At 36.8% G+C, this 12,820-nt stretch carries 12 protein-coding genes; 4 read left to right on the forward strand and 8 right to left on the reverse strand.

Annotation, left to right across the window (positions count from 1 at the left end; genetic code table 11):
- The 8 genes from RUH60_RS10835 to RUH60_RS10870 form a co-directional block, all read right to left on the reverse strand.
- A partial coding sequence (locus RUH60_RS10835) for a S1 RNA-binding domain-containing protein (RefSeq protein WP_313808209.1) occupies window positions 1-688 on the reverse strand: 688 nt, incomplete at its 3' end.
- 335 nt (window positions 689-1,023) lie between these two features.
- Window positions 1,024-2,394: a nucleoside permease gene (locus tag RUH60_RS10840; RefSeq protein WP_313808211.1), complete on the reverse strand. Its 1,371-nt coding sequence runs from the start codon at window positions 2,392-2,394 to the stop codon at window positions 1,024-1,026.
- Between the two features lie 181 nt (window positions 2,395-2,575).
- Window positions 2,576-3,262, reverse strand: coding sequence for a (d)CMP kinase (gene cmk / locus RUH60_RS10845; RefSeq protein WP_313808213.1), 687 nt, complete (start codon window positions 3,260-3,262; stop codon window positions 2,576-2,578).
- A 4-nt stretch (window positions 3,263-3,266) separates the two neighbouring features.
- The gene (porQ, locus tag RUH60_RS10850; protein WP_313808214.1) at window positions 3,267-4,286 is read right to left on the reverse strand and encodes a type IX secretion system protein PorQ; all 1,020 of its coding nucleotides are present in this window, start codon (window positions 4,284-4,286) and stop codon (window positions 3,267-3,269) included.
- A gap of 100 nt (window positions 4,287-4,386) precedes the next feature.
- Window positions 4,387-6,840 (reverse strand): endopeptidase La, encoded by a 2,454-nt coding sequence (gene lon / locus RUH60_RS10855; protein ID WP_313808216.1) that lies wholly within the window; start codon window positions 6,838-6,840, stop codon window positions 4,387-4,389.
- A 192-nt stretch (window positions 6,841-7,032) separates the two neighbouring features.
- A complete protein-coding gene (locus RUH60_RS10860) occupies window positions 7,033-7,746 on the reverse strand; it encodes a hypothetical protein (protein ID WP_313808218.1) in 714 nt (237 codons plus the stop codon).
- Between the two features lie 62 nt (window positions 7,747-7,808).
- Window positions 7,809-9,122, reverse strand: coding sequence for an MFS transporter (locus RUH60_RS10865; RefSeq protein WP_313808220.1), 1,314 nt, complete (start codon window positions 9,120-9,122; stop codon window positions 7,809-7,811).
- 58 nt (window positions 9,123-9,180) lie between these two features.
- Window positions 9,181-9,999 (reverse strand): M48 family metallopeptidase, encoded by an 819-nt coding sequence (locus tag RUH60_RS10870; RefSeq protein ID WP_313808222.1) that lies wholly within the window; start codon window positions 9,997-9,999, stop codon window positions 9,181-9,183.
- A gap of 169 nt (window positions 10,000-10,168) precedes the next feature.
- On the opposite strand from RUH60_RS10870, the gene RUH60_RS10875 reads away from it, so the two are divergent.
- From RUH60_RS10875 to nth, 4 genes are read left to right on the forward strand one after another with little or no spacing between them, the layout of a single operon-like run.
- A complete protein-coding gene (locus RUH60_RS10875) occupies window positions 10,169-11,023 on the forward strand; it encodes an alpha/beta hydrolase (protein ID WP_313808224.1) in 855 nt (284 codons plus the stop codon).
- Window positions 11,024-11,027: 4 nt separating this feature from the next.
- Entirely contained in the window at window positions 11,028-11,513 is a 486-nt protein-coding gene (msrB, locus tag RUH60_RS10880; protein WP_313808226.1) for a peptide-methionine (R)-S-oxide reductase MsrB, read from the forward strand.
- On the forward strand, window positions 11,510-11,902 hold the full coding sequence (gene msrB, locus RUH60_RS10885; protein ID WP_313808227.1) for a peptide-methionine (R)-S-oxide reductase MsrB: 393 nt from the start codon (window positions 11,510-11,512) through the stop codon (window positions 11,900-11,902). Before msrB (RUH60_RS10880) ends, msrB (RUH60_RS10885) begins: the two co-directional genes overlap by 4 nt.
- Window positions 11,903-11,905: 3 nt before the next feature.
- Complete coding sequence (nth, locus tag RUH60_RS10890; protein WP_313808229.1) at window positions 11,906-12,544, forward strand: endonuclease III; 639 nt, start codon at window positions 11,906-11,908, stop codon at window positions 12,542-12,544.
- The last annotated feature ends 276 nt before the right edge of the window (window positions 12,545-12,820 follow it).

Consider the following 12,820-nt stretch of genomic DNA (forward strand, 5'->3'; position numbering starts at 1 on the left):
AAGAAGTAATGTTTTTAACAACACCTTCTAATACTTGTCCTTTTTCTAATTGACCGATGATTTCTTTTTTCTGTACTTCAATATCGGCTTCGATAAGCGCTTTGTGAGAAACAACAACGTTTTTGAACTCATGGTTGATTTTCACAACTTTGAACTCCATAGTTTTGTTTACATATTGATCGTAATCACGGATAGGTTTCACATCGATTTGAGAACCTGGCAAGAAAGCCTCGATTCCGAAAACATCAACGATCATACCACCTTTAGTTCTGCATTTTACGAAACCATTAACGATTTCTCCAGTTTCGTTAGCAGCGATAACTCTATCCCAAGCTTTGATTGTACGTGCTTTTCTGTGTGATAATACTAACTGACCTGATTTGTCCTCACGAACGTCGATTAATACTTCAACTTTGTCTCCAACTTTTAAGTTTGGATTGTAACGGAATTCGTTTAAAGAAATAACACCTTCAGATTTAGCGTTGATGTCAACGATAGCGTCTCTTTCAGTGATTCTAACTACTACACCTTCTACTACTTCTTCAGCATCTGTAGAGATGAAAGTTTTAGCTACTAATTCTTCGAATTCTTGTAAGTTTTTTTGATCTACTGCATCAATACCTTCTTCGAAGTTGTGCCAGTTAAAATTCGCTAAAAACTCTTCTTGTGTTTTGTTAATTTCAGACATGTCTGATAAAAAATTTGTATTCTGTTTCTCTTGTGTTTCGTAATGCGGTAGAAAAAACAGAAGCGTTTTACATATAAATTGTTGATACCTAAAGGAAACACTTCTCGCCAAAAGGTGCGCAAAAGTACAAATAATTATTTAATTACCAAAGGTTTTGCGATTAGCTTTTAGCTGTAAACGATTAGTTTTTTATTCGAAGCGAATGGTTCGGGCATTATTAGAAACGCAATTCCCGCTATACGCGCTACACGGTAGCTGCTTCTATCGGGGCTATTAGAGTTATGGTATTGAATTTCAGCCAACAAAAAACCCGATGAAACATCGGGCTTGTATTTTTAGTGAGCTATATTCTCAACATCTTTAGGATTGTGCTTGTGTTTGAACATCAATCCGAAAGCAATAGCAATCACCAAAGCATAAATTGCAAAAGTGAGCCATATATTATGCCAATCCCTAACTTCCACTTGTTTCTCTAACACACCACTTTCAGGTACCGTAGCTCCACCAAGCATTGATTTAATAACCGGATTCTCAACATCTGTATTGAAAAAATTAGCTAAACTTTCAACAGTACCGAATCTGAAAGTAAAATATTTACTGATAATATACGCACTAACTTTCGCTCCTAAAACGGCACCAAAACCATTAGTCATCATCATAAACAACCCTTGAGCAGAAGAGCGGATTTTAGAATCCGTGGTGGTTTCTACAAATAATGAACCTGATATATTGAAAAAATCAAATGCCATTCCATAAACGATACAAGACAGGATGATCATCCACAATCCATCTTCAGGGTTACCAAAAGAGAACAAGCCGAAACGCAATACCCAAGCAAACATACTTATCAACATTACTTTTTTAATCCCATATCGCTTTAAGAAAAACGGAATCGCCAAAATAAATAAGGTCTCCGATATTTGCGAGATAGACATGATTATTGTTGAATACTTTACCACAAAGGAATCTGCATACATAGGAAACTTCTCAAATTCAGACAGGTAAACATCTCCGTACATATTTGTCAATTGAAGAGCTCCACCCAAAAACATTGAAAAAACAAAAAACAAAGCCATTTTGTATGTACCGAAAAGCTTAAAGGCATCTAAACCTAATTTTTTTGCCAATGAAGCGTTTTCATCAATCAATCTCTGCGGTGGACATTTAGGCAATGTAAAAGAATACAACCCGAGAAAAATAGCTGCAAAAGCAGCAATGTAAAACATATTTACAGAAGCTTTATTACCGGTAAGATTTGTAATCCACATGGCTATAATAAATCCTATAGTTCCCCATACACGAATAGGAGGAAATACTTTAACCACATCAAAATCATTATCCTTTAATATCCTGTATCCAATTGAATTAGAAAGAGAAATAGTTGGCATATAAAAAATCATTGCCCCGAATATTACCCAAAAGAAAGTATCAGGATTATCCACTTGTGGCAAATACAAAAGAACCAAACCATAAAAGACATGCAGTATTCCATAGAGTCTTTCCGCATTAATCCATTTATCAGCAATTATTCCGGTAATGGCAGGCATAAAGATTGATGACAAACCAAGTGTTAAAAACACATCTCCGAAATTATCACCGCTCCATTGTTTCGTCCCAAACCAATAGTTTGCAATAGTAATCAACCACGCTCCCCAAACAAAGAATTGCAGGAAGCTCATCAAAGTCAATCTAATTTTAATATTCATAGTTTTTGGTAAATAAAAAGCCGGTAAATCTAACACTAAAAACAAAAAATCCAAAATAAATTCCGGTTTTGTTGCGGAACTTATTCTGGATTTAAGACTCTGATAAACGAATCAGTCCTTTAAGAAGAATTTTATGTTCAAATACTTCTTTTTAGCTCGAATTTTATCAATTTGATATTTCTTATACTAGCTTCTCTTTTACAATATTCAAAACCACCTCAAACTGCTCTTCTCGACTCATGGATGAATTATCTACCACAACGGCATCCTCAGCCTGAACCAATGGGGAATCATCGCGATGGGTATCAATATAATCACGCTCTTTTACGTTTTGTAAAACATCTGCAAAGGAAACAGCTTGTCCTTTTTCCAGCAATTCATCATAACGGCGTTGGGCTCTGGTTTCCGGACTGGCCGTCATGAAGATTTTCAATTCAGCATCCGGGAAAACAACGGTTCCGATGTCGCGACCATCCATAACGATAGCTTTATTTTTACCCATTTGCTGTTGTTGTTCCACCAATTTGGCACGAACTTCCGATATTTCAGCAACTTTACTCACTAAACGAGAAACGTCTAAGGTTCTGATTTCAGCTTCTACATTGTTTCCGTTTAAATACATTTCGGCAAAACCTAAATCTGGATTGAATTGAAACTGCAATTGCACTTTAGGTAAATCCACCACTAAATTTTCTTTATCCAAATGATTTTCAGACACAAAACCGTTTTGCATCGCATACAAAGTTACAGCTCTGTACATGGCGCCGGTATCCACATAAACATAACCTAACTGTTTGGCTAACTGTTTTGCAAGTGTACTTTTTCCGGTGGATGAAAATCCGTCAATGGCTATGGTAATTTTTTTCAAAATACTATTGTAAATTAATCGTCAAACCGAACAAACTTGTATTAGCCGCAACAGTATAACGCGAATAAGAATAATCGAATTTTATTTTATTGAAGCGCAATCCGAAACCGGCAGAAATTCCGGAGAAATTACGTTGCTCTACGATGCGCAACTCTTCTCCTCTTCTGAAGTTATAACTTAATCGAACATTAAAAGCCTTTTTCGGAAACAATTCGGCTCCTAGAATTACGTGACGCAAAGCGTTGTTTACAAAACCAACTTTTTCTTCTTTTGCTGGCCCATCAATTGTTTGCTCGGTTCGGTTAGGATTACTGAAAGCGATGTTCCATTCCTGAAGATTTTCCAACGTTAAATGCCAACGCAACGGAACATTTTCCAATTCTTGTGAAATACCCGCCATTACTTCTAAAGGCAACTTTTCACGTTCTCCGGCATACGTAGTGATTTGTGTTCCGACGTTTCGAACAGCTACAGCAATATTAATATCGTTTTTCTCATCAACATATAACGCACCAATATCAGTTGCAATTCCGAAAGAATTATACGATTCTAAGGTTGAAGAAATCAATTTCAGATTAGCTCCCACATAAACGGGCGTCCAGGGAATATTATACGCATAACCCATAGAAAGCGCCATTTCACTACCGGTAAAGTCTGCGGTTTTCATGCCCATTTCGTCATAACCTTCAAAACTTCCGTAATTGACGTAATTCACTCCAACGTGAAAAGTCTGAACGTGTCTGTCCCAAGTATAAGCGTAAGCTCCGGTTCCGTAGGTTACTTCTCCAAAATAACTTCCGTAATTTAAAGACAAGTGATTGTCCATTTCAGCATTAATCGTCGCCGGATTATACAAACCTTGATTTACATCCTGATCGTAAATGGTAAGGGTTTTTCCGCCAAGAGCCGCCTGACGCGGTGAAGTTACTAAACTCAGAAACTGATAGGTATGTTTTCCTCCAATCTGACTGTATCCCAAAGTACAGGCAAATAACAACATCAGACTAGATAGTTTTTTCAGCATTTTAAACAGTTTCTTAAATAACGGTATTGCGAAGATAAAATTATATAGGGATTTCACAAAAAAGAAATTCCAACTTATTGCTAAATTGGAATTTCAGATATTAGTTCATTTTTTTGGCGTTTTTCACTTTTTGCTCAGTAATGGCGATTTCCAAAACTTCGCTCATTCTGTCAACATAATGGAATGTTAAGCCTTCTAAATATTCCGGTTTGATTTCATCAATATCGCGTTTGTTTTCATGACAAAGGATGATTTCTTTAATATTCGCTCTTTTTGCAGCTAATATCTTCTCCTTAATTCCGCCTACAGGAAGCACTTTTCCACGAAGTGTAATTTCTCCGGTCATCGCTAAACTCTTCTTCACTCGTTTTTGTGTAAAACTTGACACTAAAGAAGTCAACATTGCTACGCCGGCACTTGGCCCGTCTTTTGGCGTTGCGCCTTCCGGTACGTGAATATGAACGTTGTGATTGGCTAAAACTTCTGCATCGATTCCTAACTTATCGGAATTAGCTTTTATGTATTCCAAAGCAATGGTTACCGATTCTTTCATTACCGTTCCCAAATTTCCGGTCATCGTCATTGAACCTTTTCCTTTAGAAATTATTGATTCTATAAAAAGAATATCACCTCCAACACTAGTCCAAGCCAATCCGGTAACCACACCGGCGGTTTCGTTGTTTTCATATTTATCTCTTTCTAAACGTGGTGCGCCAAGAACTTTTATTACGTCTTCGTCGGTCACTTTTTTATTGTATTCTTCTTCTAAAGCAATTGATTTTGCAGCATTACGAACCATCGAAGCAATCTTCTTCTCTAAATTACGAACACCGGATTCACGAGTATAACCCACAACAATTTTCTCGATTTGTTTCTTCCCGATTTGTAAATCTTTGGATGTCAAACCGTGTTCTTTCAATTGTTTTGGAAGCAAATGTTGTTTGGCAATTTCGATTTTCTCTTCAATTGTATAGCCGTTTACATTGATAACTTCCATACGATCGCGAAGTGCCGGCTGAATGCTCGACAAACTGTTGGATGTTGCGATAAACATCACTTTCGATAAGTCGTAACCCATTTCAAGGAAATTATCGTAGAACTCCGAATTTTGCTCCGGATCTAAAACTTCCAACAAGGCTGACGACGGATCACCATTATGACTTGAAGACAATTTATCAATTTCATCCAACACAAATACCGGATTTGATGTTTTTGCCTTTTTGATATTCTGAATAATTCTTCCTGGTAACGCTCCGATATAGGTTTTACGATGTCCTCGGATTTCGGCTTCATCACGCAAACCTCCTAATGACATGCGAACATATTCTCTACCCAAAGCTTCTGCAACAGACTTTCCAATGGAAGTTTTACCAACGCCCGGAGGTCCGTACAAACAGATGATTGGGGATTTCATATCGTTACGCAATTTCAAAACAGCTAAATGTTCGATGATACGTTTTTTTACATCTTCCAAACCGAAATGATCGCGGTCTAAAATTTTCTGTGCGTTTTTTAAATCGAATTTATCTTTTGAATACTCGTTCCAAGGCAATTCCAAAAACAATTCCAGATAGTTACGGTGAATCGAAAAATCTGGTGATTGTGGATTCATTCGCTGCAATTTTGAAATTTCCTTATTGAAATGTTCTGCTACCTTTTCGTTCCATTTTTTAGATTTCGACTTGATGCGCATATCCTCAATTTCCTGATCGTGTGAAACGCCACCCAATTCTTCCTGAATGGTTTTCATCTGTTGCTGCAGGAAATATTCACGTTGCTGTTGATCTAAATCAAAACGCACTTTCGACTGAATATCGTTTTTAAGCTCCAGTTTCTGCTGTTCAATATTCATGAAGCGTAACGTTTCTAATGCGCGCTCTTTCAAATTATTAATGGAAAGTAAGTTCTGTTTTTCATCCACATTCAAATTCATGTTCGACGACACAAAGTTGATTAAGAACGGATTGCTTTCAATGTTACGGATAGCAAAAGTGGCTTCCGTTGGAATATTCGGACTTTCTTTGATAATCTGAATGGCCAACTCTTTTATCGATTCAACTATCGCTAAGAATTCTTTATCACGGTTTGTAGGACGTGATTCTGTAACTTCTTTTACGGTTGCTCTGAAATAAGGCTCATTCGTTGTAATACTATCGATTTCAAAACGTTTTTTCCCTTGAAGAATAACAGTTGTATTTCCATCAGGCAATTTTAAAACACGAAGAATTCGGGCTACTGTTCCTACTCTGTGGATATCTTGCTCATTTGGATCTTCTACATTTTCGTCTTTTTGAGCCACAACACCAATGATTTTATTGCCGTTGTTAGCGTCATTGATTAATTTGATGGATTTATCTCTTCCAGCAGTAATCGGAATTACAACACCAGGAAATAAAACGGTATTTCGCAATGGAAGTATCGGCAAATCGTCCGGAAGCGCTTCGTTGTACATTTCTTCCTCGTCTTCGGGAGTCAATAACGGAATTAATTCCGCATCGGTATCGATTTCCTGAAGTGACAAGTTGTCAAGCGTAAGTATTTTTTGATTTGACATAGTATTTTTTGAGACTTTTTGTCATTAAACAATAAAAAAACAGATAACCGAATAACAAACACTATTCAGCCATCTTATTGATTATCAATACAAATTTACGTTTAATTGATATTCTTTACTAGTATAAGGCAATCTTTATGCCATAAAAAAACCCGAAATTACTTTCGGGTTTTATTCTTTAAAAGAAATATTTTAGTTTAAAGTATAATCAATTAAAATACTTTCATAGGTTCCGCCACCACTATAAGTTATGGATTTAATTGGACCTACATTTTTAGCATACCAATATTCAGTATTTACAATTGATAATGACATATCCGTCGCGGTTTCTTGTAGAATATGAGCTTTTATAACATCAGTATATTCAACACCGTCAACTGTTAATGTGATTCCCTTTTCTTCTATTGTTCCAGTATAAGTCGTATTTTGAACGATAGCCGGAATTCCTACATAAGTCGTTGACTGATTATAGGTTCCTGTCCAAGTCTGCCCAACAGCTAAATCTTTCAAAATAACCATTTCATACCCGGTTTGTGTACCTGTTAAACCTCCCATATTTAGGCTTAAATCACCTACTTTAAGTTTATAAACACCACTTGCTTTATTTAACCATGTAGTAGCACTAGTAATTCCACCACTTGCCTGAGCAGAAAACTTATAATAAGTTGCACCACCAAAAGTATCCGTTCCTATCATTTTCATAGCAGGCTGCTCTACGCCATTTTGCTCCATAATCCATTTGTTATTAACAGCAGTTGGCCAATAATCGCCGGATGGTGTTCCTCCTCCACCGCCATTTCCTGGATTTAAAGCCGGATCAAGAGGTTCAATATCTCCATCACAGCCAACAAATGAAAAAGCGGCAATAAAAACCACTAAAAGACCAATCAAATTATTTTTTCTCATAATAAAGAGGTTAAGTTTTTTGAAAAAATTTTCCCAAATATACTATTATTTTTAAATCAAGATTATTTTTTTGGCACTCTAAGTAATAATATCACACCCGTAATGAAAAACACAGCTAAAAACACAATCGAATTTCGCATGCTTCCGGTAATCTGATCGATTAATCCATATAAGACCATTCCGATTACAATTCCAATTTTTTCGGCTACATCGTAAAAACTGAAAAATGATGCTGTATCATTAGTTTCGGGTAAAAATTTAGAATATGTTGAACGTGACAGCGATTGAATTCCACCCATTACTAAACCAACAAAACCAGCAGTTATGTAAAAATGAATTGGTAATGTCACGAAAAAAGCTGTGATACAAATAATTACCCAAATACAGTTGATTACAATTAGCGTCTTGATATTTCCGAATTTTTCCGAAGCTCTTGAGGTTAAAACGGCTCCTAAAACCGCTACTAATTGAATTACTAAAATACTCACAATCAATCCAGTAGTTTTTTCAGCATCGTCTTTCCAACCAATTTCCTGTTCTCCGAAATAAGTTGCTACTAACATTACGGTTTGAACCGCCATGCTGTAGACGAAGAAACTTATCAAATAGCGTTTCAGTTTTAAATCCTGTTTTAACTGATTCCAAACTTTTCGCAATTCTTTGAAACCGTTAAAAATAACTCCGGAATGTAATTTGTTGGTGTTATCATTCCCGTTTGGCAGATAGAAAAACGCATACTGACTGAATACAATCCACCAGATTCCTACTGAAATAAACGAATAACGCATGGCTTTCATTGCTTTTTCGCCTTCGGTTCCGGTAATTCCGAACAAATCCGATTTCATCACCATCGCTAAATTGATAATCAGAAGAACAACACTTCCGATATAACCCATAGAATAACCACGTGCGCTGATTCTATCTTGTTGCTCAGGATAAGCAATATCAGGCAAATAGGAATTATAAAAAACCAAACTTCCCCAAAAACCAATCAATCCGAAGAAATAACAAGCTACACTGAAATAAATATTTTCAAGCGAAAACCAATTCAGTCCGATACACGAAAAAGCGCCCAAAAAACAGAAGAAACGCATGAAATTCTTCTTATTTCCGATAAAATCTGCAATACCGGAAAGTAATGGCGAAATAAATGCGACTACTAGAAATGCCGCCGCAGTAACAAAACTGATTAAAGCGGTGTTTTTTAAAGTCATTCCGCAGAAATCAATCGCAGTAATTCCTTCATTTTTAAATAACTGAGCGTAATAAATCGGAAAAATTGCCGAAGCAATAACCAAACTGTAAACCGAATTCGCCCAATCGTAAGAAGCCCAAGCATTCAAAAGCTTTGCGCTGCCTTTTTCAAGTTGTTTCATAGTTGTATCAATAAAAAAGCCACACTTAAAAGTGTGGCTCGAATATACATAAATTTTCTTACTTGAAAGTTACCCCATATTTTGCAGCTTCTGCTTTTGCCTGCGGAATCAATTCTTTGATTTTTGAAATACGCGTCTGATCAGAAGGGTGCGTACTCATAAATTCTGGTGGTTTCTGTCCTCCTGCATTGGCAGACATTCTAACCCAGAAATCCGCAGCATTGTCCGGATTATATCCCGCGATTGCCATTAAAGTCAATCCAATCATATCTGCTTCGCTTTCGTGAGCACGGCTAAAAGGAAGCATACCACCTAATTGCGTTGTTGCACCATAAGCAGTCATAGCGATTTGCTGTGTTTCTTCGCTTTTTCCACCTGTAGCTACACCTACACCAACTGCACCTAATTGCTGTAACATACCAGCACTCATACGCTGTTGTCCGTGATTTGCTAAAGCGTGAGCAACTTCGTGCCCCATTACAGTTGCCATACCGGCATCGTCTTTACAAATCGGTAAAATTCCGGTATAGAAAACAATTTTTCCTCCTGGCATACACCAAGCGTTTACTTCTTTACTGTCTACTAGATTGTATTCCCATTTGTAATCTTTCAGATACCCTTGATATCCGTTAGCATTTAGCCATTTTTCGGCTGCCACTTTAATCTTCATACCAACGTTTTCTACACGCTGTGCATCTTTGGTGCCTTTGATAACTTTATTTTCTCCTAAAAACTGATTGTATTGTTGAAAGGAAGATGGAAAAATTTCACTGTTAGACACTAATGCCATAGTGCTTTTACCTGTAAATGGATTCTTAGCACACGATAATGCCAATGCCAACGAACCCGCTACTATAATTCCGGTTTTTAAATTCATAATGTGCGATTTTTAGTAAACAAAATTAGTAAATGTAGCTTTATCAACGTTAATAAAGTTACAAATATTATTACAGATAGTTACAAATAAAATGCCAAAACACTTTTAAGAATTATTTATCATAACCTATTTAAGGAATAGAGTAACTTGCAGTATTATTTTTATTAAAATGAAAAAACCGAAACACCAGCAAACGATTTCAATTCCGAAAGGGATTTTATATACCGCCAAAACTCTTGAAATTTTATCACCAAGAATGGCTACCCAATTTGCCATTAAACTTTTCACAACGCCATTCCGTCATAAATTACCGAAGCGTGAAATTGAAATGGATGCTAATTCCAAACAGCAACTTCTTACTATTCAAAGCATTGGCAAAGAAGTAATGGTTTATCAATATGGACCCTCGGATAAAAAAGTTTTACTGGTTCACGGCTGGTCCGGTCGCGGAACTCAGTTAGTTAAGATAGCCGATGAGTTCATCAAATTAGGCTATTCAACCATAAGTTTTGACGCTCCGGCACATGGGAAAGCTCCAGGAAAAACCAGCAATATGACTGAATTTATTGCGGCATCACTACAAATCGAAAAAGAATTTGGTCAATTTGAATTTGCCATCGGACATTCGTTAGGTGGAATGACCGTTTTAAATGCCATTAAAAGCGGATTATCCGTTAAAAAAGCCGTAATTATTGGTAGCGGCGATATTGTTGAAGATATTTTAACCGATTTTGTTTTGAAGTTAAGACTCAAGCCAAACATTGCGCAACGCATGAAAATAGACTTCGAAAACAAAATTGGGCAAACCATGAACAGTTATTCTGCGTATATAGCTGCAAAGGAAGTTTCGATTCCTGTTCTGGTGATTCATGATGAGAATGATGAGGACGTTCCGGTATCCGCGGCGCATCACATTCATCAACACTTGTCTAACGGACAAATTATGATTACCAAAGAACTAGGGCATCGAAAAATCTTGGGTGATAGCAAAGTCATCAAAAAGATTGTAGAATTCATTCAGTAAAATCATGAGAAAAATTGTTTTATTATTCATCGTAAGTTGCTTTGTTTCCTGCACTGCACAAGAGAAAAAGAAAGTTGCTGTAACATCCGCTTCAACAGAAATTCCTAAAACAGAAGCGGAATGGAAAGCCAAACTAACACCTGAACAATACGAAGTTTTAAGAGAAAAAGGCACCGAACGACCTTTCACTGGCGAATATTGGAAACATTTTGACAAAGGAATGTATGTTTGTGCTGCTTGTGAAAATCCTTTATTCACTTCGGATGCAAAATTTGACTCCGAATGTGGCTGGCCGTCTTTTGATCAAGCCATAAAAAGCTCTGTAAAGTATCATGATGACAGTAGTTTCGGCATGGAGCGCATTGAAGTAACCTGTGCCAAATGTGATGGACACTTAGGTCATGTTTTTGATGATGGTCCGAAAGATACAACAGGTAAACGCTTCTGTACGAATTCAGTATCCATTAAATTTATTCCAGCGAAAAAATGAGTTATCCGATAGAAAAATCCGAAGAACAGTGGAAAGCTGAATTAGGAGAAGAAAAATACAGAATTCTTCGCGAAAAAGGAACCGAATACCCACATACCGGAAAATACAACCTCCATTTCGAAAACGGAACCTATTGTTGTGGCGCTTGTGACGAACCTTTATTTGAAAGCAATTCAAAATTTGACGGACACTGTGGCTGGCCTTCGTTCGACGAATCAATACCCGGAAAAGTCGAATATATAAAAGACACTTCACATGGAATGTTGCGAGTAGAAATTTTATGTGCTAAATGTGGTGGCCATTTAGGGCATGTTTTTAATGACGGACCGACTCCAACCGGCGTACGATATTGTGTAAATTCCTTATCTTTAGATTTCCATAAAAAATAGCGTATGAATTTATTCAACGATTGGAATACTAATTTGACACCTTTGCTTGATAAATATCGAGGAAAAAAGCATCCATTGGAATACAATAACCTTTATCAATTGATGGTGATGGTTATTTTATCGGCACAAGACTCTGATGCCAATATCAATAAAATTGCTCCTGCCCTTTTTGAAGTTAATCCAAATTTGGAAAGTATCGCTGTCTCTAATGTAGAGGCTTTGATTCCTCACATTTCAAAAGTTAGAAATTTCGGAACGAAAGCCAGTTGGCTCATAGAAATTGCCCAAGAATTAAAAGAAGACAAGAACATACCACTAACTATGGAGGGTTTGGTAGCGTTAAAAGGTATCGGAAGAAAATCCGCCAACGTCATCATGCGTGAAATGAACGCCCCTGCAGAAGGCATAATCGCTGATTTACATGTGATTAGAGTTGCACCAAGAATTGGTTTAATCACAGAATCCAAAGACGGTAACAAAGTTGAAAAACAACTTATGCAGGTTTTACCTAAAGAAATTTGGGGTGAAATTGGAATGTCTATTTCCTTTTTAGGACGTGAAATTTGCCGTCCAACGAATCCTAAATGCGATATTTGCCCAATAAACAATTGCTGTGATTACTATAAAAACCTTAAGAATTAATCGTATAAATAAAACCACAAAATACTAAAAGTCAATCATTTACGATTGGCTTTTTTTATGGCGTGCCCCAAGGGTCGGGCTGTCCGTTCTATCTTTTTTGCTGGGCGATTTACTATACTATAACCCATCGTCTAGCAAAAAAGGATGCCACTTCCATCCCTCACGCGAGACTTTCTGCATAACAGACTATTAAGATTCAAGTCCTACTTGCTCTTAAAACTTATATAAAACAAAAAATCCCCATCAAATTAATGATGAGGATTCTCAAAAGAAAGG

The organism is Flavobacterium sp. (assembly GCF_032153895.1).
Lineage (GTDB): Bacteria > Bacteroidota > Bacteroidia > Flavobacteriales > Flavobacteriaceae > Flavobacterium.